At 70.3% G+C, this 23032-nt stretch carries 17 protein-coding genes; 11 read left to right on the forward strand and 6 right to left on the reverse strand.

The window, feature by feature from the left end; all coding sequences use genetic code 11:
- Positions 1 to 84: 84 nt before the first annotated feature.
- Both gltE and I3V78_RS29480 read right to left on the reverse strand, forming a co-directional pair.
- Positions 85 to 1506, reverse strand: coding sequence for an adventurous gliding motility TPR repeat lipoprotein GltE (gltE, locus tag I3V78_RS29475; RefSeq protein WP_204492478.1), 1422 nt, complete (start codon positions 1504 to 1506; stop codon positions 85 to 87).
- The gene (locus tag I3V78_RS29480; protein WP_204492491.1) at positions 1506 to 5087 is read right to left on the reverse strand and encodes a tetratricopeptide repeat protein; all 3582 of its coding nucleotides are present in this window, start codon (positions 5085 to 5087) and stop codon (positions 1506 to 1508) included. Before I3V78_RS29480 ends, gltE begins: the two co-directional genes overlap by 1 nt.
- A 283-nt stretch (positions 5088 to 5370) precedes the next feature.
- On the opposite strand from I3V78_RS29480, the gene I3V78_RS29485 reads away from it, so the two are divergent.
- Positions 5371 to 6015: a hypothetical protein gene (locus I3V78_RS29485; protein WP_204492493.1), complete on the forward strand. Its 645-nt coding sequence runs from the start codon at positions 5371 to 5373 to the stop codon at positions 6013 to 6015.
- A 43-nt stretch (positions 6016 to 6058) separates the two neighbouring features.
- Positions 6059 to 7003 (forward strand): ATP-binding protein, encoded by a 945-nt coding sequence (locus I3V78_RS29490; protein WP_204492495.1) that lies wholly within the window; start codon positions 6059 to 6061, stop codon positions 7001 to 7003.
- 59 nt (positions 7004 to 7062) lie between these two features.
- Here the strand turns inward: I3V78_RS29490 and I3V78_RS29495 are convergent, their stop codons facing one another.
- Both I3V78_RS29495 and I3V78_RS29500 read right to left on the reverse strand, forming a co-directional pair.
- Positions 7063 to 9585, reverse strand: coding sequence for a N,N-dimethylformamidase beta subunit family domain-containing protein (locus I3V78_RS29495; protein WP_204492497.1), 2523 nt, complete (start codon positions 9583 to 9585; stop codon positions 7063 to 7065).
- 102 nt (positions 9586 to 9687) lie between these two features.
- Positions 9688 to 10884 (reverse strand): aspartate kinase, encoded by a 1197-nt coding sequence (locus I3V78_RS29500; RefSeq protein ID WP_204492499.1) that lies wholly within the window; start codon positions 10882 to 10884, stop codon positions 9688 to 9690.
- A 146-nt stretch (positions 10885 to 11030) separates the two neighbouring features.
- Here I3V78_RS29500 and I3V78_RS29505 point away from each other — a divergent pair, with 146 nt between their 5' ends.
- From I3V78_RS29505 to I3V78_RS29520, 4 genes are read left to right on the forward strand one after another with little or no spacing between them, the layout of a single operon-like run.
- The gene (locus I3V78_RS29505) at positions 11031 to 11756 is read left to right on the forward strand and encodes an ABC transporter ATP-binding protein (RefSeq protein WP_204496838.1); all 726 of its coding nucleotides are present in this window, start codon (positions 11031 to 11033) and stop codon (positions 11754 to 11756) included.
- A 32-nt stretch (positions 11757 to 11788) separates the two neighbouring features.
- On the forward strand, positions 11789 to 12580 hold the full coding sequence (locus I3V78_RS29510; protein ID WP_204492501.1) for an ABC transporter permease: 792 nt from the start codon (positions 11789 to 11791) through the stop codon (positions 12578 to 12580).
- Positions 12577 to 14160 (forward strand): GldG family protein, encoded by a 1584-nt coding sequence (locus tag I3V78_RS29515; protein WP_204492503.1) that lies wholly within the window; start codon positions 12577 to 12579, stop codon positions 14158 to 14160. The genes I3V78_RS29510 and I3V78_RS29515 overlap by 4 nt, the downstream gene beginning before the upstream one ends.
- Complete coding sequence (locus I3V78_RS29520; RefSeq protein WP_204492505.1) at positions 14157 to 15626, forward strand: DUF4340 domain-containing protein; 1470 nt, start codon at positions 14157 to 14159, stop codon at positions 15624 to 15626. Before I3V78_RS29515 ends, I3V78_RS29520 begins: the two co-directional genes overlap by 4 nt.
- Here the strand turns inward: I3V78_RS29520 and I3V78_RS29525 are convergent.
- Positions 15623 to 16486, reverse strand: coding sequence for a nucleotidyltransferase family protein (locus I3V78_RS29525; protein WP_239576733.1), 864 nt, complete (start codon positions 16484 to 16486; stop codon positions 15623 to 15625). The genes I3V78_RS29520 and I3V78_RS29525 overlap by 4 nt on opposite strands.
- 212 nt (positions 16487 to 16698) lie before the next feature.
- Between I3V78_RS29525 and I3V78_RS29530 the strand changes: the two genes are divergently transcribed.
- Genes I3V78_RS29530 through I3V78_RS29550 form a run of 5 tightly spaced genes read left to right on the forward strand, consistent with a single transcriptional unit; the run spans position 16699 to position 21572 of the window.
- Complete coding sequence (locus I3V78_RS29530) at positions 16699 to 17679, forward strand: hypothetical protein (protein WP_204492507.1); 981 nt, start codon at positions 16699 to 16701, stop codon at positions 17677 to 17679.
- 34 nt (positions 17680 to 17713) lie between these two features.
- Positions 17714 to 18253 (forward strand): RNA polymerase sigma factor, encoded by a 540-nt coding sequence (locus I3V78_RS29535; protein WP_338023779.1) that lies wholly within the window; start codon positions 17714 to 17716, stop codon positions 18251 to 18253.
- Positions 18250 to 19002, forward strand: coding sequence for an ACP synthase (locus tag I3V78_RS29540; protein ID WP_204492510.1), 753 nt, complete (start codon positions 18250 to 18252; stop codon positions 19000 to 19002). The genes I3V78_RS29535 and I3V78_RS29540 overlap by 4 nt, the downstream gene beginning before the upstream one ends.
- Positions 18999 to 20597 carry a caspase family protein gene (locus I3V78_RS29545; protein WP_204492513.1) on the forward strand — a complete coding sequence of 533 codons (1599 nt, stop codon included), beginning with the start codon at positions 18999 to 19001 and terminating at the stop codon, positions 20595 to 20597. Before I3V78_RS29540 ends, I3V78_RS29545 begins: the two co-directional genes overlap by 4 nt.
- Positions 20598 to 20609: 12 nt before the next feature.
- Complete coding sequence (locus I3V78_RS29550; RefSeq protein ID WP_204492515.1) at positions 20610 to 21572, forward strand: hypothetical protein; 963 nt, start codon at positions 20610 to 20612, stop codon at positions 21570 to 21572.
- A gap of 10 nt (positions 21573 to 21582) precedes the next feature.
- Here I3V78_RS29550 and I3V78_RS29555 read toward each other — a convergent pair whose 3' ends face one another.
- Positions 21583 to 22989 (reverse strand): sugar porter family MFS transporter, encoded by a 1407-nt coding sequence (locus I3V78_RS29555; protein ID WP_204492517.1) that lies wholly within the window; start codon positions 22987 to 22989, stop codon positions 21583 to 21585.
- Positions 22990 to 23032 lie beyond the last annotated feature (43 nt).

Raw genomic sequence — 23032 nt, forward strand, 5'->3', positions numbered from 1 at the left:
GCCCGCCTCAGGGGCGGGCCGCATACAGCATCAAGGTTCGCATCAATTCCCCCCTCGCCGCCACAGGCACCGCGCGAGCGACGACTAGAAGATATCGTCGGGCTCGTTCGGATCCGCCGCGGGCGGATTTGTCTTCTGCGGGGCATTCGCCGGGGCCGGCGTGGGAGCGGGAGCGGGCGTGGCCGCGGGCTTCACGCCCGCCGCCGGCTGGGTGGGGGCCGGGGCATCGGTGCCCGCGGCGTTGGTGACCACCCCCTGCTTGGCCTCCTCGGCCTTCATGAGCTCCTGCTGCTGCTTCTGCAGCTCCTCGAGCTTCTTGGCCTGCTCCTCCTGGAGCACGGCGTCGCGCTGGGCCTGGAGCACGGACTCCGCCTCGCGCTGCAGGGCGAAGATCGGGTGCTCGGCGGACAGCGCCACCTCGCCACCGGAGAGCGCCACGTACTTGCGGTAGAGCTCCACGGCGCGCTCGGGCACGCCCTTGTTGCGGTGCAGCAGCACGGCGCGGTTGAAGTAGACGGCGGCCAGGTTCGGGTCGAGCTTCTCCGCCTCGTCGTACTCCTGCATGGCCTTGTCGTACTGGCCCTGGCCCTTGAGGGCCACGCCCAGGTCGAGGTGGGCCGCGGCGTTCTTGCTGTTGGCCTGGAGGATGCGGCGCAGGTGCTCCTCGGCGCCGGCGTAGTTCTCCACCTCCAGGGCGAGCTGGGCGAGCGCCACGTGCGAGGGCACGTAGTCGGCGCGCACCTCCACCGCGCGCTTGAACTCCAGGCGCGCGTCGTCCTTCTTGTCCTCCTGCAAGAGGATGAGGCCGATGGTGTGGTGCAGCTCGGGATCGTTCTGGTCGATCTTCAGCGCGCGCAGGGCCACGAGCTTGGCCATGGCCAGCTGACGGCGCTCCACGTAGCTGCGCATCATCACCTTGTAGGCGGTGACGGACTGGGGCTCGCGCATGAGCGCCGCGCGGGCGAACTCCATCGCCTTGTCGTGGTCGCCCGTCTGCCGGTAGATCTCCGCGAGCCGCGCGCGGCTGTTGGCGTCATCCGGGTAGAGCTTCAGGATGCCCTGGTAGAGCGACACGGCGCCGGCCACGTCGCCGGCGTTCTGCGCCATGACCGCCAGGTTTTCCGACGCCTGACGCAGGGACGGCTTGGTCTTGAGCGCCGCCTGGTAGTGGGCGATGGCCTCCGAGGCCTTGCCCTGCCGCTCGGCGAGCACGCCCAGGTTGTACTCGGCCTCGGCCAGACCCGCGTCCGCGCTCAGGGCGGCCTTGAACTTGCGCTCGAGCGACGGGTAGTCGACGGCGCCCGCCTTCTTCTGGGCCTCGTACGCGCCCAGCGCGTCCTCGAAGAGGAGCTTGGCGCGGTTGGAGATGGACTGCGGCTCGTTGGACTTGAGCGACTTGGTGGTGTCCTCGGGCTTGGTGGCGGCCTGGGTGCCGGCACAACCCGTGGTGAGCAGCGCCGCGCAGGCGGCCAGGAGGAGGGGGCGCATCATGGGGGAGCGATTCATTAGAGGAAGTCCTCGGGTTCCTGCTCGTCCGTGCCGGCCTTGGTCTTGGGCGTGCCCTCCTTGGTGGGCGCGGCCGGGCCGTTGATCTGGGTCGCCGTCTGCTGCTGCAGGCGCTTGGCGAGGTCAGACACGTCCTCGACCGCCTCCTGCTTCTGGTTCTGTTCCGTGGCGTTCGCCTCGACCACCGGCGGCGGCACGTCCTGGATGGCGGCGAGCATGTCCCCACCGATGGCCAGGTCGAGGCCCTTGGTGAGCGGCGCCTTCTCCTCCACCATGGTCGGGAACTGCTCGGGCCGGTAGGTGGTGCGCAGGAGCTTGAGGCTCTCCTTGAAGCAGTCGTTGTACACGCCGAGCTCGTGGCTCTTGGCCACTGCGGTGGCCAGCGTGTTGGCGGCCGTCTCCTTGATGGGCAGGGCCTGGTTGCCGAACTCCTCGCGCAGCGCGCCCTCCGTCTCCTCGTCGATGCCCGGGGGCATGGGGACGTTGATCATCCGGTCGGCGAAGTTGTCGTAGATGAGGCCGATGCGGTGCAGGGCGCAGATGCCCGAGTCGGCGGCGCCGAGCGACACCGTCTGCACGTACTTCTTCTCCACGACCTCGCGCGAGGCGTTCTTCTCCGCGATGGAGGCCTTGAGCTTGTCGGGGCTGGCCGGCCGACCCCAGGACAGCTTGAGCCGGGAGTAGTGCTGGAAGTCCGGCTCCACGCTGCGGTACTGCGCGCGCGCCACCGGGGCCAGCGCCGACTTGTCCAGGCCCTGCTGCAGGCGCTTGGGCAGCTTCTCGTAGTAGTCGAGGATGCGGGCGTAGAGGCGGTTGGTGTCGCCCTGACGCTTCATCTTGTTCTCGTAGATGTCGACGATGCGGCCCTCGGCCATGAGCATCTTGCTCGGGCTGCGCATGTTCTGCCGCTCGTACTCCTCCAAGAGGTTGAGCGCCTTGGTGTAGTTGCCCGTGGCCACGTGCAGGTCCACGATGGACAGGGAGATGTCCTCGGCGTCCTTGGCCTTGGGCCAGAGCGTCAGGTAGCGCTCGCGCAGCGCCAGCGCCGCCTTGTAGTCGCCCAGGCCCTCGCGGTAGGTGGCCGCGTTGAACAGCGCCACCTGCGCCTTGGACTCCTCCCACTTCTGGGGAGCGCCCGGCTTGTCCGACACCACCGCGCCCTTGCCCTTCTTGGCCGCGGCGCGCGCCACGGGGGCGCCGCTCTTGCTCGCCTCGTAGCCGCGCACGTACTGCTCGTACACGTCCCCGGACTCGCGGAAGTCACCGATGGCCTCGAGCGCCTCGGCGTTGTTGTAGATGCACTCGGGCACGAAGCGCGAGGTGGGGTAGCGCTCGATGATGCCCTGGCGCACCTGGATGGCCTTATCCAGCATCTTGGCCTTGTAGTAGTCCACCGACGCGTTGAAGAGCGCCACGTCGGCGATCTCCGTCTGCGGGAAGTCCGCCACGAAGGACAGGTAGGCATCGGCCGCCTTGGCGAACTGGTTCTTGGCCTCCAGCTGGCTCACGAGCTTGAACGCCGACTGCTCGATGACCTTGGAGAGCTCCTCGCGGAACTTGGGCGTGGCGAGCTTCTCCGTGTTGTAGAAGCGCCGGGCCCACTCGTTCACCTTCGACCAGTCCTCGAGCAGGTTGTACGAGTCGAGCACCAGGTTGGCGGCCACCTCGCCCGCGCGCTCGCCGGTCTCGAACTTGTAGTCGGGCGAGGTGAGCGCGATCTCGCTGAAGCGGCCCACCGCCTCGTCGAAGTGGTTGTGGCGGTAGTAGATGTTGGCCGCCTTGAAGGCGATCTCCACCCGCTTGTCACCCTTGGGCACGTACTTGAGGTAGCGCTCGCACGCCTCCAGGAGGTCCTTCTTGCCCGGGGGGATGGTGCCCTTCTTGCGGATGTCCTTGCTGACGTCGTCCTTGTAGAGGCCCTTGCTCTCGCCGTCCTTGACCATCTCGTCATAGGCGAGGATGGCGTTGTAGGCGGCGTTGTTGAGCCACTTGCCGGGCTTGCCGGGCGTGGGGTTGCCCTGCTCGTCCTTGGCCTCCAGCAGCTTCACGTCCTGCAGGGTGACGAGGGTGTAGTTGGCCGCGGCCTTGTCGTACTTCTGCAGGTTGTCGTTGAGCAGTTCCGCCCAGAAGAAGCGCAGGTCGTACGCCTTGGGGCTGTCCGGGAAGAGCGTGAGGTAGTCCGAGTAGATCATGTCGGCGTAGCCGAACGTGGCCTCCTCGCGCGTCTTCTTCGCCTCGTTGTGCCAGGTGACCGCGAGGTTGGACAGGGTGCGCTCGGCCAGATCCTTGGCCTCCGCGAGCGCCTTCTGATCCTTCTCCTCCTTGATCATCCCGGAGCCTTCGACCTCCTTCATGATCTTCACGAGCCGGCGCACCTGGGTGACGGTGCGGTCCTTGTTGCCCATGCGGAGCACGATGTCGACGATGCGGCCCTGGAAGCCCGGCGCCTCGGGCGACAGGGGCTTCTCCTTGATGAGGGCGTTGTAGGTGATGGCCGCCTCGCGGTCCTTGCCGTCCGCGTAGTAGAGGTTGGCCAGGCTCTTCATCATCGCGAAGCGGTCGTCCGGGTTGGTGGCGACCTTGGAGAAGTCCTCGCGCGCGAGCATCACGTCACCCTCGCGGGCATAGGCGCGCACGTAGTCCTGGCGCGCCTCGCGCACCAGCGAGTTGCCCTTCTTGTTCACCGGGGCGTTGGGATCCTTGGCCACGGCCTGCGAGCCCGCGAGCTCGCCGAAGAGCACCACCGCCTTCCACTTGTCCTTGGCGGACGTGTAGTCGGTGAGGTTGAAGTGGCACCAGGCCTGCTTGTAGAGCGCGAACGCGTACACCTGGCTGTCGGTGAACTCGGCGGCCTTCTTGTAGGACGCGAGCGCCTTCTCCAGCTCCGCGGGCCGGCCCTTGGAGTTGTTGAAGTAGTACTCGCCGAAGGCGAAGTGGGTGTCCGGGACGTACTTGGACTTGGGGTGCTTGTCGATGAGGCGCTTGAGGACCACCAGCGCCTTGCGGTCCTGGCCGTCCTCCATGAGGCTGGTGCCCAGGAAGAAGAGGACCTCGTCCGAGCGCTCGAAGTCCGGGTAGTCCTTGACGATCTTCGTGTACTGATCCTGCGCGAGCTTGCCGTACTGCTTGGAGCGCTGGAGCAGCTCCGCCTTGGCCGCCTTGGCGCGCGTCTGGCCCGCGGCGTCCCCGGCGTTCATCGCGACGATGAGATCGTCATCCTTCCGGTTGGCGTCGAAGAAGTAGTACTTCGACTCCTCCATGTAGAGCTCGCCCAGGCGGAAGAGCAGCGCGGGCTGCTCCCTGGGGTCCGCCGACAGGGAGATGATCTTCTTGAGCGACTCGATCTGCTCGCGGCGCTTGGAGGCCACCTGCCCTTCCACGCCCAGTCGGAACTGGTCGTATTGAAGCGCGGGCGCGTTGTCCTGCTTCTCCTTCTTGCGGCTGATGTCACCCGCCAGCGACTTGTCCACGATGGCCGTGGAGCTCTTCTTGACGAGCTTGGCGTCGCGCGGGGTTTTCTTTTCCTGGGCCTCGACCGAGGACGCCAGGAGCAGGAGACTGAGCAGAAGCTTACGGCGCATGGATTTCCTCTGCGGGGGGGTTCCCGGAGGTCTGCCTTGCCTGCTTGGCAAGTGTCCGGGACTCTTCGGGAATTTCCGTCTACGAAGCCCGGCACTATGCGCGGTGCGCCAGAGCGGGTCAACAGCCCCCGAAGGGCACGACGGCTCGCCTGGTTCCCTTGGAGAAAGATTCCAGAAGCACTGTGCGGAACAGGACGTGGCCTTGCCATGTCGGACCGCCCTGGTAAGGGGGAAGCAGGCCATCCGGCCGGCCGTCCGCCTCCCCAGGAAGAAGCACGACCCCATGAGTCTGTTGCCCGAGAGCGCCAGCTTCGAAGAGCTGGTGCATGACTACTTCCTGGCCCTGCGCGGAAGCGGCCTGATGCTGTCCGCGCTGGACACGGAACTGGTGACGGCCTGGGCCGCGGCGGGGGTGCCCTTCGAAGTGGTGGCGCGGGGGATCAGCCGCTCGGCGGAGAAGGCGCTGTGGGACGCGCGGCCGGGCGAGCCCGTGCTGCGCAGCCTGCGCGCCTGCCGCCGACAGGTGGAGGCGGAGATCAAACGCTACCGCGAGCGCGCGGCCGGCGCGGGAGAAGGCGCCCGGCGCCCCGCCCGGCGCACCTTCGAGGAGCTGCGGCACGCGCAGTGGACGGCCGCCCTGGCCCAGCTCGCCGAGGCCGAGCCCGCGCTGGCGCCCCGCCTCCAGGGACTGCGTGCCCTGCTGGCGCGCGAGGTGCCCCAGGACTTCGAGCACATGCGGGCGCAGGAGACGCTGGTGAGCCTGGTGCTGCTGCGTGCCCTGCCCTTCCCGGAGCGGCGCGCCCTGTGGCGGACGGCGAGCGGAGCCGACTCGGACGCGGGGTTCATGTCCGCGCACGCGCGGCGGCTCTCGCGCCGCTTCCGGTTGCTCATGGCGGTGCGGCGGCGGTTGGGCCTCGGGGACACCTGAGGGGGGCTGACGCGCGTCGGGCGGCTCTGCTATGGCGCAGGGCATGGTCACCAAGGTGAGCGGCACGGTCTGTGGCGTATGCGAAGGGCGGACCTACGTCATCGAGCGGCAGGGGGACCGGGCCCATGCGCGGGTGTGCACGTGCTCGGCGCTCTGCCCGCTGTGTGACGGGCGCGGCTATGCCTACGAGGTGCGCGAGCAGGCCTTCAGCGCCCGGGTGGGGCCCAAGCGCTACGAGGTGCTGGTGCCGTGCGTGTGCCAGCACCGCGCCCGGCGCGTGGCGCGCTTCAACGAGATCGGCCTGCCCGGCGTCACCTCGCACGCGAGCTTCGAGAACTACCGCGCCGCCAACGAGGCCCAGGACCGCGCGCGCAACCTCGCCATGCACTTCGCCCACCACTACGACAAGGCGGGGCTCAACAAGGGCTTCATGCTCAGCGGCCCGGTGGGCACCGGCAAGACACACCTGCTGGCCGCCACGCTCAAGCACCTGGTGCTCGAGGTGGGGCTCGAGGCGCGCTACGTGGAGATCTCCCTGCTCTACGCCACCATCCGGCGCGGATTCCAGGAGGGCAAGAGCGGCGGGGAGATCATCGGCCCCCTGTCGGACGTGACCGTGCTCGCCATCGACGAGATGGGCAAGGGGCGCGGCAGCCAGTTCGAGATGGAGACGCTCGATGAGCTCATCGCCCGGCGCTACAACGCGGGGCGCACCACGCTCTTCGCGACCAACTACTCGCTGGAGCCCGAGCGCCGCGCCGCCCGCTCCGCGGCCCCCACGGGCTACCGCTCCACCGAGGACTCCAAGAGCGCGGCGCGCGAGACGGAGCTTTTGCGCGAGCGCGTGGGCGAGCGCATCTACAGCCGCCTGTGCGAGATGTGCGCCTTCGTGGAGATGCCCAAGGACACGCCCGACCGGCGCCGGCTCATCCAGGAGGCGGACATGCGCCCGGGGCCCGGCGGCGGCCCGCGTGGCATGGGGCGCTGAAACGGCGCGGGCCCCCGCCTCCCGTCGAGGGAAGCGAGGGCCCGATGCCCGTCACCGCCTCACGGGGTGATGGCGCGCAGGGTCGCGTTGCCCGAGTCCGCCACGTAGAGCGTGCCGTCCGGACCCACCGCGAGGCCGCCAGGCACCACCAGGTCCGCCACGTCTCCGCGGCCGTCCCGCGCGCCGAACAAGCCCGAGCCCGCGAGCGTCGTCACGTCGCCGTTGGGGGCGATGCGGCGCACGCGGTAGTTGCCCGGATCCGAGAAGGCCACCTGACCGTCCGGCATCACCGCGAGTCCCACGTACGGCAGCATGCGCGCCCCCTCGCCCTGGGCATCCGCGAAGCCTCCCGGCGGCGAGCCGGCCAGCACGCGCACCGTGCCGTCCTTGAGCGCCAGCACCCGCATCATGCCCGTCTCCACCACGTACACCGTGCCGTCCGGCCCCTCCGCCACGGCCGAGGGGCGGTACATCCACAGGTTGGACTGCAGCGTGGTCACGGGGTTGCCCGGCGCGGCGAGGTCGATGCGGCGGATGACGCCGTTGCCCAGATCCGCCACCAGCAGCTCGTTGCGCGGCGTGACGAAGAGGCCCGAGGGCTGGTTGAAGCGCGCCTGGGCGGCGTCCCCATCCATCATGCCCGCCTGCATCTCCGCCCCGGCGAAGATGGTCGTGGTGCCGTCCGGGGTGACGCGGCGGATGCAGTAGTTGTCCGAGTCGGCGACGTAGACGTTGCCCTGCGCGTCCGCGGCGATCCCCAGCGGGCCGTTGAGCCGCGTCTGCGACAGCGTGGAGATGGTCCCGTCGGGATCCACGCGCTTGATCTTGTTGGCCAGCGCGTCCGCCACCGCCCAGCCACCGCCGGGCAGCACCGCCACCGCCACGGGCGCCGCCAGCAGGCCCTGGCCCGGCGCCCCGTCCTGGTCGCCGCGCTTGCCGGCCTGTCCGGCCACCGTGCGCACGTTCTGCGCGAAGGGGCCCCGCGCCTCGGGCAGCCGCGGCGGGTTCATGCGCACCAGGTCCTCGGGCACCGCACGGCCCAGTGCCCGGTAGAGCACGTTGGCCACGATGCGCGCGGCCCGATCATCCCCCGCCTCGGTGACGCCCAGCACGTGCACGAAGTCGATGCCGCCCGCGGAGAACACCCACGCGTTGCCCTTGCGGAACACCACCATCTGCCCGAAGCCGAAGGCCCCCTGCAGCGACAGCGCGGGCGACTCGGCCAGCACCTCCAGGCCCGCGGGCGACTTGCCGTTCTGCACCACCTGGTCCTGCTCGTAGCCGTTGGCGCGCCAGATGAGGTCGCCGTTCTTCAGGCCCGTGCCCTCGTAGGCCCAGTGCTCCGCCTTGGTGACGACCACCGGGTGGGCGAACTGGTGCCAGCGCGAGGAGAACATCACGCCCAACAGCTCGTTCTCCGGCCGGCCCGTGGGCAGGGAGCGGAACTTCGTCGTCAGCTCCTGGCTCTTGAGCCCCACCGGATCGCGCTTGTCGCCCTTGTAGCAGGTGACGACGCGGTCCTTGCGGCCATCCGCGGCGGGCTCCAGACGCACCTGCCAGTAGGCCTGGTTGGCCCCGAGGTTGATGATGGAGCGGCCCTCGGCCTGGGCCTTGTCCGCGCGGTCGCGCAGGGTGCCCGTCCAGTACTCGTCGTGGCCCGACATCACCAGCACCTTGGCGTGCTCGAGCGCCGCGCCGCTGCGGTCCAGCTCCTCGTTGGTCACGTACGTCACGTCCAGGCCCTGGGCCTCCATCCACATGATGAGCCCATGCTCGTCGTCCATCAGGTGGCCCGCGCCGAAGTTGCGGTAGTAGGGCCGATCGAACGAGGCCTGGAAGGCGCGGCCCGTGCCGGTGATGCCCGGCTTGTCGTCATAGAGGCTCGTGCCGCCCCAGGCGTTGTACGCCTGCCAGTTGAGCGTGGGGATGAGCACCGTCACGTCCGAGGCGGGGAACGGATCCCTCACGAAGAAGGGCACGTAGCGCTGGAAGTTGTCCTCGCGCACGAGCTTCACCACGTACACGCCGGGCACCCACTTGTCGTCCGTGGCGATCTCCAGCGTGGGCTTCCACGTGCAGCTCACCAGGCCCGTGGGGCGCTGGGGCAGACACGGCGTCTGGGGCACGGCCTGCACCGGGCCGGCCCGCATCACCTCGCGGCCTCCCATGCCGCCGTAGTAGCCCAGGCGGTAGACCTCGTAGGAGAACTTGCGCGGCCCGTCCTTCACCGACACCGCGACGGGCACCCGCTCCCCGGGCGACACCGTGGCCACGAGCGCGTAGCCCTCGATCTCGTTGTTGTTGGCGCCCTTGGTCACCTTCCACGCCCGCGAGCCCGGCTTCGCGTTCTCCTTGCGGATGAGCTCGGCGTCGTGCGGCGGCTTGTCGGGATCGGTCTCGCCCGGCCCGGGCAGCGGAGGCGGTCCGTCCGGACGCCCCGGAACCCCCGCATCCGGGGTCTGCAGCGGTGCGTCCTGAACCGGCTCATTGCGAGAGGCGGCGTTCTCCTTGCAGCCTCCCGCCAGACCCATGAGCACGCCCAGGGCCACCGACATCCCGAAGTTGTTCCGACCGTGTCCCATGCCTGTCTCCCGTTCCCCTTGGGGCTCCCACGGTAAGCACGACCCCCCACCAGGGAAGTGTCGTGCCCCGGATTGAGTAGGCACGTGGACACATCGGGGCGATCACGTTCCGAGGAAGTCCCGGTGCAACCCGGACGTGAGGGACTTCAAGTGTTGCTTGTCCACCAGCAGCGTGAGCTGCAAGGGCGAGGTGTGCACCGCGTGCACCCGGGCGCCCAGGGACTCGGCCACGCCCAGCGCCCGGCGCAGGTGGCTCCAGTCCGCGTTGAGGCCGGCCCCCACCGCCGTCACCGCCCCCACGTCCCCACACCACGTCACCGCCTGGCCGAAGCGCTCGCCCAATTCACGCTGGAGCGCCTCCGGGCCGTGCACGTCCTGCGAGGGCAGCGCGATGAAGGCCCGCCCCTCGCGGCCGAGCAGCCCGTCGAACGCCAGGGCGCGGCCCCGCGCGCCGCGCGCGTCGAGGAACTCGAGCAGCGCGGCCATGCGTCCGGACTCCAGGGCCACCGCGAGCACCACCATCTCCGCCTCGGCCGTCACGCCCCGCACGCGCGGGTCCGTGGGCGAGCCCCGCCCGTGCACCGCCGTGCCGCTGCCCGGGGCGTGCGCCGTGCGCGCCTGGATGACGATGCCCTTGGCCTTGGCGAACTCCACCGCCTGGGCGTTGAGCACCTTGGCGCCCGCGCCCGCGAGCTCCTGCATCTCGTCGTACGAGAGCGACTCCAGCTTGCGCGCCTCGGGCACCACCCGCGGGTCCGCGCTGAAGATGCCATCCACGTCCGAGTAGATCTCACACGACTCGGCCCCCAGCGCCGCCGCCAGCGCCACCGCCGTGGTGTCCGAGCCTCCCCGGCCGAGCGTCGTCACCTCGCGCTTGGAGGACACGCCCTGGTAGCCGGCGACGATCACCACCTGGCCGCGCCCGAGCTCCTCCTCGATGCGGTGGGGCCGCACCTCCACGATGCGCGCCTGGGCGTGGGTGTCCGTGGTGATGATGCCACTCTGACTGCCCGTGAAGCTGATGGCCCCCACGCCCATCTCCTGCAGCGCCATGGACAAGAGCGCCATGGAGATGCGCTCGCCACAGGTGAGCAGCATGTCCAGCTCGCGCCGCGGCGGGTCCGCCGACACCTTCTTGGCCAGCGCCAGGAGCTCGTCCGTGGTGTCCCCCATGGCCGAGACCACCACCACCACCTGGTAGCCCTGGTCCCGCGTCGCCTTCACCCGGCCGGCCACCCGGCGGATCTTCTCCACGTCCGCGACCGAGGAGCCGCCGTATTTCTGCACCACGATTGGCATGAACCACCCTCTGCTTTGTTCCTAGGACCCCGCGATGGTCGCGGGTAACCTGCTGGTGTGTCTGGCAAGACACACCGGAAGCCCCCCATGCACAAGGCCCGCCATCTCCACCCTCCCCCGCCCCTCCGGAGCGCCCCATGCGACCGATGATCGAGGTGCGCCAGCTCACCAAGCGCTACCGGGAGCGCATCGCCGTGGAGCACCTGGACTTCTCCGTGGCCGAGGGAGAAATCCTCGGATTCCTCGGACCCAACGGCGCGGGCAAGTCCACCACCATGCGCATCCTCACCGGGGTGATGCCGCCGTCCGAGGGCACGGCGCGGGTGGCGGGCTTCGATGTCTTCGAGCAGCCCCTGGAGGTCAAGCGCCGCATCGGCTACCTGCCGGAGACGCCGCCCCTGTACCCGGAGATGACGGTGGTGGGCTACCTGCGCTTCGTGGCGCGGCTCAAGCAATTGCCCGGCAAGGGGCTGGGCGCCGAGGTGGAGCGGGTGGCGGGCCTCACGGGCGTGTCCGACGTCCTGGGCCGGGTCATCCAGAACCTGTCCAAGGGCTACCAGCAGCGCGTGGGCATCGCCCAGGCCCTGCTCGGCGCGCCGCCGGTGCTCATCCTCGACGAGCCCACCGAGGGGTTGGATCCCACGCAGCGCGCCGACATGCGCGCCCTCATCAAGGGGCTCGCGGGCAAGCACACCGTCATCCTCTCCACCCACCTGCTGCCCGAGGTGACGATGACGTGCGAGAAGGTGCTCATCCTCCACCAGGGGCGCGTGGTGGCCCATGACACGCCGGCGCGGCTCGTGCGCGCGCATGGTGGCAAGGCGGAGAACGTGTCCCTGGAGCAGATCTTCATCAAGCTGACGGCGGCCTGAGCGCCGCGTCCCTTCCCTTCCGGAGGCCCCCCATGCGCACCGCCCTGGCGATCGCCCGCAAGGAGCTGTCCATCTACTTCACCACGCCCTGGGCCTATGCCGTCTTCACGGCGATGCAGGCCCTGGCGGCGTTCTTCTTCATGAGCGGCCTGGCCGACTTCCAGCGCGCCCAGGTCCAGGCGCGCCAGACGAGCTGGCAGCAGGTGCCCCCCATGTTCCGCAACCTCACCGACGGGGTGATGGTGCCGTTCTGGAACAGCGCGCTGATGATCACCCTCTTCGTGGTGCCCTTCCTGTCCATGCGGCTGTTCGCCGAGGAGCGGCGCAACAAGACGTTCGAGCTGCTCATGGCCTCGCCCATCCGGCCCGTGGAGATCGTCCTCGGCAAGTACCTGGGCGGCCTGGGCATCACCACCGCCACGCTCGGGCTCACGCTGCTCTTCCCCCTGACGCTCGCGTGGCTGGGCACGGGGGAGTCCGGGGCGCTGGAGTGGGGCACGGTGCTGCTCGGCTATGCCGGCCTGCTCTTGTGGGGCGCCACCTGCATGGCCGTCGGGCTGTTCATCTCCGCGCTCACCCAGAGCCAGATGGTGGCCGCCCTGGTCACCTTCGCCGTGCTCCTGCCGTGGATGATGCTGCGCGGGCTCGCCCAGAGCACCGAGGAGCCCCTGCGCTCCGTGCTCGGCTACCTGTCCTTCTCCACGCAGTTGTCCGGGATGCTCGGCGGCGTGCTGGACCTGCAGACGCCCGTGTTCTTCCTGTCCGTCATCGTCTTCTCCTTGCTGCTCTGCCACCGCGCGGTGGAGTCCCGGCGGTGGGCATGAACGCGGCCAACCTGGGGCGGATCCTCGGCGTCTTCGGGCTGGTGCTGCTGCTCTCCAGTCCCTTCACCTTCTTCTTCACCTCGGGCTCGCCCACCGTGGCCGGCATCAAGGCGGGCGTGGGCGCGGTGCTCGTGGCGGTGTCCTTCGCCACGAACTACCGGCGCCTGGGCCAGTTCGCCTCGCGCCGCTCGAGCTTCTTCTTCATCCAGTCCACGCTCCTGGTGCTCGCGGTGCTGGGCATCCTGGTGGCGCTCAACTACCTGGCCCACCAGAAGAACCGGCGCTGGGATCTCACCGAGCGCCAGGTCTTCACCCTGTCGGCCCTGACGCGCGGCACGCTCGCCCAGCTCACCGAGCCCGTCCAGGTGCTCGCCTTCATCCCGCCGGAGCACACCGCCTACGAGGCCCTGCGCACCACCTTCGAGCGCTACCACGCCGAGGCGCCCGACAAATTCGACTACGCGTTCCGGGATCCCCGGCGCTATCCGGACCTGGCGGCGAAGTACGAGCTGAGCGACGGCCAGATGCAGGTGGTGCTCACGCGGGGAGAGGGCGAGCAGCAGTCCCACACCCGGCTCAACGTCGTGAGCGAGCAGGAGCTCACCAGCGCCATCCTGCGGCTGGGCGCCAGCCGCGAGCAGCACGTGTACTTCACCGTGGGCCATGGCGAGTGGTCGCTGGATCAGACGGTTCCGCGCCCCGGCCAGGCCGGGCGGACGGTGAGCCTGGCGCGGATGAAGCAGCAGCTCACGCTGGAGGGCTACTCCACGCGGGCGCTGAACCTCGGGGGCGGCACGCGCGTGCCCGCCAACAGCGCGCTGGTGGTCATCGCCGGGCCCAAGGCCCCCTTCGGCGCGCCCGAGGTGGACTCGCTGGCCGCCTACCTGAACGAAGGGGGTCGGCTGCTCTACTTCGCCGAGGCCTATGGCGACCCGGGTCCGGAGCTGGCGGCGCTGCTGGCGCGCTACGGCGTGCGGGTGGAGCCGGGCGTCATCGCCGACGGCCAGTTCAACGGCGGCAACCCCTACGTCGTGGTGTCGCTCTTCTTCGGAGACCACGAGATCGCCCGGCCCCTGCGCCAGCGTCAGCTCAACATCCAACTGCCCACGGCGCGAGGGCTCGCCACGAACACCGAGGGCGAGGCGGCGGACGTGAAGCCCGTGCCCGTGGTGCTCACCTCGCCCTTTGGCTGGGTGGAGACGAACCCCGACGACAAGCCCTACCCCGACGCGAGCGAGCGCCGGGGCAACATCCCCCTGGTCATCGCCAGCACCCGCGACGTCTCCATGAATCCGCGCCGGAGCGACGACCAGGCCCGGGTGGTCGTGGTGGGTGACTCCGAGGTGCTGTTCGACTCCAACTGGGGCCACGAGGGCAACCGCAACCTGGTGATGAACGTCTTTGGATGGCTCACCCACCAGGACAACAAGATCAGCATCCGGCCCCCGGATCGGGCCTATTCCACCATTCCCCTGGACGCGGAGTTGATCGCCCGCCTCCGCTTCATCTCGGCCGACGTGCTACCCCTCTCGCTGCTGTGCGTGGGGCTGGCCATCTGGCTCACGAGGCGCAACCAGTGAACGCCACCCAGAAGAATGTCGTCACCCTGCTGGCCACCGTGGCGGTGGCCGTCGCCCTGGGCTTCTACGCCTTCGTCGGGGACAAGACCCCCACCGCGCCGCCGCCGCCCCCGCCCGAGGAGCCCCCCGCGCTGCTCGGCCGCCAGGACGCGGGCACCGTCGCCGCCGAGGCCCCTCCACCCCTCGTCATGGCCATCGCCCTGGACACCCCTCGGGGCAAGCTGGCGCTGGAGCGGCAGGAGGAGGGCTGGCGCATCACCGAGCCCATTTCGTCCGCGGCGGACCAGCCGCTGGTGGAGACCCTGGCGCGCGAGCTGAGCGTGACGAAGTTCAAGAGCATCCTGGAGACGGCCCCCACCGAGGAGGACCTGGTGCGCTACGGCCTCCAGCCGCCCGTGGCCACCGCCCGCATCCGGCTCCGGGAGGGCGAGGCCTCGGGCCCGACCACGCTCACGCTTCAGTTGGGCAAGGACAACACCTTCGATGGCTCCATCTACGTGCGGCGCGAGGGCGACCCGCGCGTGTACCAGGCTCACGGCGCGCTGCGCCTGGCGCTCTTCAAGGGCCTGGACGAGTGGCGCGACCGCCTGATCTTCCCGGTGGAGGAGCGCGCCCTGCTGCGCGTCGAGATCAAGGTTCGCGACAACCGCTACACCCTGGAGCGGCACGCCTCCGACCAGCCCTGGGAGCTGACGCGGCCGGTGACGATGCCCGCGGACACGGAGCGGGTGCGCGAGCTGGTGTCGGACCTCCGCGCGCGCCAGGCGCTCGGCTTCCCGGACGCGGCGCTGGAGACGCGCGTGCGCGAGGCCTTGAAGAAGCCCCTGGCGGAGCTGGCCTTCGTGCCCACCCTGGGCGCGCCCATGCGCGCGCGCGTCGCCAGCCTCGTCGTGGACGGGGGTCCCCGGGTGTACGCGCTGTGGGAAGGCCACGGGGAGCCCATGCTCGCCCAGGTGGACTCGTCCCTGTTCAACGTCATCGACCTGAAGCCCGCGGACCTCAAGACCCGGCAGGTGCTCTCCCTGCCCTCCGGTAGCATCGACCGCATCGTCATCCAGCCCGAGGGCGATGTGCCGCCCGTGCTCCTGCAGCTGGCCGCGGACGCGGGGCAGTGGGAGGTGGTGTCACCCCTGCCCGGTCGCGCCAAGCAGTTCGCCGTGGTGTCCCTGTTGGGCGCGCTGCGCAAGCTCGAGGCGCAGCGCGTGGCGGAGGCCCACCCCAAGAACCTGGCGCGCTACGGCCTCACCCCGAAGTCCGTCAGCGTGACGCTGCTGGACCCCGGGGGCCAGCAGCTCGCCCGCCTGTGGGTTGGCGCCCCCGTCACCGGCATGCCCCAGCGGCTCTGGGCCCAGGGCACCTCGGGCGACATTCTGGAGGTGGACAAGGCGAGCATCGACGCCCTGCCCCTGTCCCTCGAGGCCCTGATGGCCCAGACGTCCCAGGGCGCCGCGCCTGGGGGCGGCTAGGGCTCGTTGCCGAACGGATCGCCGAGCCCGCAGCCCCGGCCCGGCGCCTCGCCCATGCCGCGCTGCTTCTCGTCCCAGGAGCGGCCGTCGCGGTAGCCCCAGTGGTTGATGTCCACGATGTAGTTGACCTTGGAGATGAGCGTGCCGCGGCACAGGCGCTCGTCCCAGTTGCCTTCCTTGAGCGTGTCGAGCGTGCGCGACATGAGCTCCGTCATGAGCCAGGTGGGCACGAGGTCACGCTCGCACGGGTAGGCGAAGCGGAACATCATCAGGTGGCTGAGCAGCACTTCCCAGTACCGGTCGAAGCGGCGCAGGAGCCGCGCCCAGTCCATGCCGTGCCCCATCTTGAGGATGAGGTGGTTGATGTCCGCGCCGTCATAGCGCTCGCGCTCGGTGACGAAGGCCTTGGACCAGATGGTCTCCTCGGCCGGGGACACCAGGCACTCGTGGCCGAACACCGGGGCGCGCCGCGCGTGCTCGAACCACTCGTCATCCACCGTGGCCACGCCGTTGCCCGAGGAGAAGATGAAGTCCACGAAGTAGTCGCCCCGCCAGGCCTTGTAGAGCCACGCCTCGTCGGTGCGCTCGGTGCGCCAGCCGTCCTTCTCCAGCACCCGGAGCGCGTGCTGGGCGTCGTGCTTGCGGGGGAACAGGTCCAGGTCCTTCGTGTCCCGGTAGATGCCCGTATAGGTGGAGTACGCGTAGGCGCCTCCGACCAGGAAGGGGACGCCGGCGTCGAGCAGCACCTCGATGGCACGGCCCCGCGTGTTGAGTTCCTCGGGGTGACGCTGTCGCTCGGCCAGCGAGGCGTCGATGCCCATCTCCCCCGGATGATTGGAGTCTCGCTTTTCCGTTTCCATGGAGGGAAGGTAGGAACGGGACTTATAGGTGCCTCAAAAGCGGTCCAATCCGCCTGGAGGGCAGCCAACCGTCCTGGCCAAGACCCTGGAACTCCTGGGGTTTTGCTTTTCGTGAGGGGGCGCTTTCTGTTTTCGCGCCCAGCGGTGTCCCTCCAGATGGAAGGGCTCACGGCGGCCATGAGGCCGCGGGGCCCCTCGCGAGGGGATGACACATGACGACGCACACGAAGCTGTTGATGGCCGCGCTGGTGCTCACGGGCTGTGGCCGCATGGACGCGGCGACCGAGTTCCGCTCCGCCCTGCCCACTCGGGAGCAGGTGGAGGTGGGTGAGCCCCAGCAGAAGGGTCAGGCGCTCCGGGCGGACGAGGCCGTCCAGGGGCTCGAGCGCGACAAGACGAGTGAGCTGTACCAGCTCACGCGCACCACCACGGCGTTCGTCAACGGCAACACCGTGGCCATCCTGGCGCTCATCGGCCGGGTGACGGAGCACACCCCCACGAGCCTCACCGACGACACCGCGGTGTGGGGCCCCTACACCGAGGCGCTGGCGCGCAACGCCTGGCGGCTCACGGTGAAGAAGACGGGCGAGAACACCTACGCCTACGTGCTCGCGGGCAAGAACAAGCAGGCGGCGGACTCGGCCTTCGCCGACGTGCTCACCGGCACGCACACCCCCGTGCTGGACGAGGCCGGTGAGGTGACCAAGGGCTTTGGCCAGGGCGAGCTGGTGGTCGACTCGGACCGCCTGAAGAACCTGGGCGAGAGCGAGTCCGGAGAGGGCGCCCTGAGCGTGCAGTACGCGCGCCCGGACAGCACCAGCGCCGTCACCGTGAACGCGCAGTTCCGCCTGGGCCAGGGCAACAAGAGCCGCGAGGCCGACTACCGCTACCGCGCCGTGCCCGGCCAGGGGGGCGAGTTCGACTTCAAGATGCAGCGCGACCTGTACAAGCCGGCGGGCTCGTCCCAGCTGCTGGAGGACATCACCATCAAGAGCCGCTGGCAGGAGACGGGCGCTGGCCGCTCGGACGTCAAGCTGTCGGGCGGGGACCTGGCGGCCGAGGCCACCCTCAACGAGTGCTGGAACACGGGCTTCAACAGCGCCTACCTGTTCTTCAGCCTCGAGGCCCAGCCGCGCTACGGCGTCGAGGCCACCGACTGCGTCTTCACGCCCGCCGTCTATTCGGCGTTGTAAGCTCTCCGCTCCCTCCGGGAGAGAAGAGGAGTGCGTGGCAGGCTCGACCCCATCCGCCCTGAAGGTCATCGCTGGCGGCCAGAAGGACCGGCGCGTCTTCCTGCGCGAGCTGTACACGGCGTACGGCGGCGGCGTGTACGGCCGCTGCCGCTACCTGCTCAAGGACGCCACGAAGGCCGAGGACGCGATGCAGGAGGTGTTCGCGCGCGTCCTGCAGCAGTCGGACCTGCCGCGCCAGGAGGGCACCACCCTGGCGTGGTTGATGAAGATCACCACCCACCACTGCCTCAACCTCTTGCGCGCCGAGCGGGCCCCCTGGCGGCGCTGGTTCGAGCGCGACGCGCGGGCCCGGCCCGAGGGCGCCGGGGGTGAGCAGGAGATGGAGACCCGGGAACTGGTGCGCTCGCTGCTCTCGCGCGTGGACCTGGAGACCCAGGCGGCGGTGGTGCACTACTGGGTGGATGACATGACGCTGGAAGAGGTGGCCGCGCTGGTGGGCCGCTCGGTCCCCACGGTGCGCAAGCGCCTGGAGGGCTTCGCCGCCCTGACGAACGAGGAGCTGAGGGTCTCATGAGCGCGCATCAGACGGAATGGACGTTGAGGCGACTGCGCGCCGGGGAGTTCTCCGGCACGGAGGCGCGGCAGATCCAGGCCCACCTGACGACCTGCTCCCCGTGCGCGCAGGTGCTCCAGCGACTGGAAGAGGAACAGACGCGCTTCGAGGCGCAGGTGCCCTTCGAGCGCTTCGAGGCGGGGGTGCTCGGCGCCCAGCGCGACCCGCGCCACACGCCCGCGCAGCCGCGCGTCAACGGCTTCCTCGTGGCGGTGGCGGCCACGGTGCTGCTCGCGGTGGTCGTGCGGCCCCTGCTCGAGCCCGAGGGCGGCAACCGGCTCAAGGGCGGCGGGGCCTCGGCGGACTTGCGCATCGGGGGCGGCGGGCCCCAGCGCTCGGTGCCGCCCGGGGAGCTGGAGCCGCTGCTGCCCGGCGAGCGCGCGCGCCTGGGGTACGTGGCCGGGCCCCACCAGTACGTGCTGGCGGTGTCGGTGGATGACACGGGCGAGGTCTCCACCTTGTACGCCGAGGAGGAGCGGAGCCTGCCGGTGAAGCCCGGCACGGAGCGGCACTGGTTGCCCGAGAGCCTGGAGTTCACCGGCAAGGGACAGGAGCGGGTGATGGTGCTGCTGAGCGACCGCCCCCTGAGGGTGGAGGCCGTGCGAGAAGCGGCGCGCACCGCCTGGGAGCGCGCGGGCGGCAAGGTGTCCGACATGACGCCGCTCGGCCTGGAAGGCGAGGAGATCCACTGGCTGCTGCGCAAGCCATGAGCCGCGGGGGTTGGGCCGGGTGGTGCCTGGCGCTGTGGCTGGCGTGCGGGAGCGCCCAGGCCGCGCCCCTGCGCCGCTTCGCCCTGGTGGCGGGCAATGACGAGGGGGGCGCGGACACCCGCCCCTTGCGCTTCGCGACCGAGGACGCGCGCAAGCTGCACGCGCTGCTCGTGCGGCTCGGCGGCGTGGCGCTCGGGGACGCGCGGCTGCTGCTGGACGCCGGGCCGGAGGACTTCCTGCGCGCGCTCGCCCAGTTGGAGCGGGAGTCGGCCGCGGCGCGGGCCCGGGGCGAGCGCACCGAGCTGCTCGTCTACTACTCGGGGCACGCGAAGGACGACACGCTGCGCATGGGCACCCAGACGCTGGGGCTCGACACGCTCAAGCACCGGCTGGCGGCCGCGCCCGCGGACGTGCGCATCGCCATCCTGGATGCGTGCCGCTCCGGCCGCATCACGCGCGCCAAGGGCGCCCGCCGGGCCCCGGCCTTCAGCATCGACGCGGGCGCGGGACGCGAGGCGCGGGGGCTGGTGCTGCTCACCTCCAGCGCGGCGGACGAGGACTCGCAGGAGTCGGATCTGCTCGGGGGCAGCTACTTCACCCACCACCTGCTCAGCGGGCTCATGGGGGACGCGGATCGCTCGGGCGACGGGCAGGTGACGCTCTTCGAGGCCTACTCCCATGCCTACGCGCGCACGGTGGCGGACACGGCGGACAGCGGCGCCGGGCCCCAGCACCCCACGTTCAGCTACGACCTGTCCGGCAACGGCGACGTGGTGCTCACGGACCTGCGGGGCCGCGACGAGGGGCTGCTCGTCCCGGCGTCCGCGCCTCCGGGCCCCTACTACTTCGTGAATGGCGCGGGGCTGGTGGTGGCCGAGGTGGACAAGGCCGCGGGTACCGAGCGCCGCCTCGCGCTGGCCCCGGGCGCCTACGCGGTGAAGCGGCGGCTGTCGGATCGGCTGCGGGTGGGCCAGATCGAGGTGCGGCGCGGGGACACCACCGTGCTCGACGAGTCCCGGCTGCGCGACGCGCCCTTCTCGGACGATCCCGTCAAGGGCGTGCCGCCCCTGCCCCGGCCCCGGCGCACCTACTGGACGCTCGGCGTCAACGCCGGCTACCACTCCGTCTTCGACGCCCCCGCGCGCGAGAACCTCTTCCTGGCCACGCCCCTCGTCGGACTGGAAGGCGGCCTGTTCCACTACTTCCGCGAGGACTGGCGCTGGGACCTGGACGTGTCCATGGGCACGCGCCGGGCCACGCTGAACCTGCCCACCCTCTCGGGACCGGCCTATCGCTACACCCTGCTGACCGCGGGCACCTCGCTCGTGGCCGAGTGGCCTCGGGGGCGGTGGAGCCCGTTTCTGGGCGCGCGCCTGGCCTACCTCGTCGTGAACCGGACCTTCGACGACCCGGACCTGCCCACGCAGTACTACGCGGTGTTCACCCCGGGCGTGGTGGCGGGCGCGCGCTGGCGGCTCACGGACCACGTCGAGCTGACCGCTCGCGCCCGCGGCCATTACCTCCTCTACACCGTCGACGCGCGTCGCTCCCTGGGCTACTGGGAGCTGGGCGCGCTCGTGACCTACCGACTCTGACGGGAGCGCGTGATGCGAACCTGCGCACTGGGACTGCTGGGCCTGCTCGCCACCGCGTGTGGCGGCAACTTCTCCAACGACGACCTCGAGTTCCTCAACGCCCTGCCCGCGCGCACGCAGCTCATGTCCAAGCTGCCCCGGCGCCAGGCCACGGGGCAGGCCCTGACCGCGCGCCCCCTCGCGGACAAGCCCATCGCCGTGGGAGACCCCTCGGGCCTCTACGCGCAGACCCATGAGGCCTCGGAGCGGTTCAACGCGGCGCTCGAGGGGTTGCTCACGAGGCTCGAGCGCATCCGCGCCCAGACGCCCACGACGCGCGAGCCGGACCTGCGCATCTGGGGGCCGGTGGAGGACCGGGAGCACACCGGCCACCAGGTGCGCTTCGTCATGACACGGCGGGAGGGCTTCTTCACGTACCAGCTCCAGTACAAGCCCCGGGGCCAGGGCGAGGAGGGCTGGTGGTCCTTCGTGGAGGGCACCTTCGAGGCGCAGGGCGGGCTGCGCGAGGGCACGGGCACGGTGAGCCTCCAGGTCGCCCTGGCGCGCGCCCATGGCTTCGACCTGGGCGGCCTCGCGAGCTACCGGCGGCTGGACGTGGCCTACCAGACGCGCGAGCCGCCCCTGCGGGTGCAGATGGACTTCGTGCCGACGGGCCTGGGGCGCGCGGCCCTGCGCTACACCTACCGCGAGGCGCGCGAGGGCTTCGGGGAGATGACCTTCCTGCTCGAGGACACCGCCGTGCTGCCGGGCAACCAGCGCGCGGACCTGTCCGTCCTCAGCCGGTGGACGCAGGCCGGTGACGGGGTGGCGCGCGCCGTGGCCACGGGCGGTGACATCCCCCCGGCGCTCGACGTCACCCAGGTGGAGTGCTGGGACACCCGCTTCGGCATCACCTACTTCCAGCGCGGCTGGGAGGCGGACAGCGAGGTGGGCCACCCCAGCGCCTGTCCGGACGTGTCCCTGCTCGCGCGCTGAGCCCGTGCGCTCACATGTCCTCGAGCTCCTTGTTCTTCGTCTCGCGCACGAAGAAGATCACGAAGAAGAGCGAGGCCACCGCGGCCGCGGTGTACAGCCCGTAGGCGAGCCCCAGGCTCACCGTGCGCAGGCTCGGGAAGGTCGCCGAGACGACGAAGTTGGCCACCCACTGCGCGCAGCCGGCGAGCGACAGGGCCCGGGCGCGGATGCGGTTGTTGAACATCTCCCCGAGCAGCACCCACACCACCGGCCCCCACGACAGGCCGAAGCAGAAGACGTAGACGTTGGCGGCCACCAGGGCGATCACGTTCGAGTGGCCTTGCAGCAGGGGCGTGCCCGAGGCATCCACCGGGGCCGTGCCGAACACGAACGCCAGCGTGCCGAGCGTGAGCGCCATGCCCACCGAGCCCACGATGAGCAGGGGCTTGCGCCCGAAGCGGTCCACGGTGGCGATGGCGATGAAGGTGGTGACGATGTTGGTGACGCTGGTGATGACGGTGATGGCCAGCGAGTCCTTCTCCGAGAAGCCCACCGCCTGCCAGAGGATGCTCGAGTAGTAGAAGATGACGTTGATGCCCACGAACTGCTGGAACACCGACAGCGCGATGCCCGCCCACACGATGGGCAGCAGGCCCAGGCGCCCGCGCAGGTCCGCGAACCGGCTGCGCTCCTCGGTGGAGATCGTGCGGCGGATCTCCCCCATCTTCGCCTCCGCGCCCCGGCCGATGATGGTGCGCAGCACGGACAGCGCCTTGTCGTCGCGCCGCTTGGCCACGAGGTAGCGCGGCGACTCGGGAATCATGAGCGCCCCCACGCCGTAGAGCACGGCGATGGGCAGCTCGGACAGGAGCATCCAGCGCCAGGCGGACAGGCCGAGCCAGTAGGGGTTCTCCGCGGAGCCGGCCGAGGTGGCGATGAAGTAGTCCACGAGCAGCGCGGAGAAGATGCCCGTCACGATCGCCAGTTGCTGCAGGGAGCCGAGCCGCCCCCGGAGGTGCGCTGGCGCGATCTCCGCGATGTACGCCGGCGCGATGACGCTGGCGATGCCCACCGCGATGCCGCCCACCAGTCGCCACAGGCTCAGGTCCACGAGCCCGAAGGCCAGGCCCGAGCCCACGGTGCTCACGGCGAAGAGCACCGAGGCCACCACCATCACCCGGATGCGGCCCAGCCGGTCGGCGAGCTGTCCTCCGACGAACGCGCCCACCGCCGAGCCGAGCAGCGCCGAGGACACCGCCAGGCCGATGGCGGTGTCGCCCGCCTGGAACACCGCGGCCAGGGCCCCCACCGTGCCGTTGATGACGGAGGTGTCGAAACCGAACAGGAAGCCGCCCAGGGCCGCCACCGAGGAGATGAGAACGACCTTGGGGACCGAGCCTTCCTCGGCCACCGCCGCGCCTGCGCGCACCCGCTCCATCCACGCCTCCCGGTCAACGGGCCCACTCGCGGATCCAACATCC

Origin of the sequence: Archangium primigenium (assembly GCF_016904885.1) — a bacterium.
Classification (GTDB): Bacteria; Myxococcota; Myxococcia; order Myxococcales; family Myxococcaceae; genus Cystobacter; species Cystobacter primigenius.

What these genes read in the sequence shown, in the direction of transcription:
- gltE (WP_204492478.1), bottom strand. Translation starts at nt 1,506, where the DNA reads ATGAATCGCTCCCCCATGATGCGCCCCCTCCTCCTGGCCGCCTGCGCG.
- I3V78_RS29480 (WP_204492491.1), bottom strand. Translation starts at nt 5,087, where the DNA reads ATGCGCCGTAAGCTTCTGCTCAGTCTCCTGCTCCTGGCGTCCTCGGTC.
- I3V78_RS29485 (WP_204492493.1), top strand. Translation starts at nt 5,371, where the DNA reads ATGAGTCTGTTGCCCGAGAGCGCCAGCTTCGAAGAGCTGGTGCATGAC.
- I3V78_RS29490 (WP_204492495.1), top strand. Translation starts at nt 6,059, where the DNA reads ATGGTCACCAAGGTGAGCGGCACGGTCTGTGGCGTATGCGAAGGGCGG.
- I3V78_RS29495 (WP_204492497.1), bottom strand. Translation starts at nt 9,585, where the DNA reads ATGGGACACGGTCGGAACAACTTCGGGATGTCGGTGGCCCTGGGCGTG.
- I3V78_RS29500 (WP_204492499.1), bottom strand. Translation starts at nt 10,884, where the DNA reads ATGCCAATCGTGGTGCAGAAATACGGCGGCTCCTCGGTCGCGGACGTG.
- I3V78_RS29505 (WP_204496838.1), top strand. Translation starts at nt 11,031, where the DNA reads ATGATCGAGGTGCGCCAGCTCACCAAGCGCTACCGGGAGCGCATCGCC.
- I3V78_RS29510 (WP_204492501.1), top strand. Translation starts at nt 11,789, where the DNA reads ATGCGCACCGCCCTGGCGATCGCCCGCAAGGAGCTGTCCATCTACTTC.
- I3V78_RS29515 (WP_204492503.1), top strand. Translation starts at nt 12,577, where the DNA reads ATGAACGCGGCCAACCTGGGGCGGATCCTCGGCGTCTTCGGGCTGGTG.
- I3V78_RS29525 (WP_239576733.1), bottom strand. Translation starts at nt 16,486, where the DNA reads ATGGAAACGGAAAAGCGAGACTCCAATCATCCGGGGGAGATGGGCATC.
- I3V78_RS29530 (WP_204492507.1), top strand. Translation starts at nt 16,699, where the DNA reads ATGACGACGCACACGAAGCTGTTGATGGCCGCGCTGGTGCTCACGGGC.
- I3V78_RS29540 (WP_204492510.1), top strand. Translation starts at nt 18,250, where the DNA reads ATGAGCGCGCATCAGACGGAATGGACGTTGAGGCGACTGCGCGCCGGG.
- I3V78_RS29545 (WP_204492513.1), top strand. Translation starts at nt 18,999, where the DNA reads ATGAGCCGCGGGGGTTGGGCCGGGTGGTGCCTGGCGCTGTGGCTGGCG.
- I3V78_RS29550 (WP_204492515.1), top strand. Translation starts at nt 20,610, where the DNA reads ATGCGAACCTGCGCACTGGGACTGCTGGGCCTGCTCGCCACCGCGTGT.
- I3V78_RS29555 (WP_204492517.1), bottom strand. Translation starts at nt 22,989, where the DNA reads ATGGAGCGGGTGCGCGCAGGCGCGGCGGTGGCCGAGGAAGGCTCGGTC.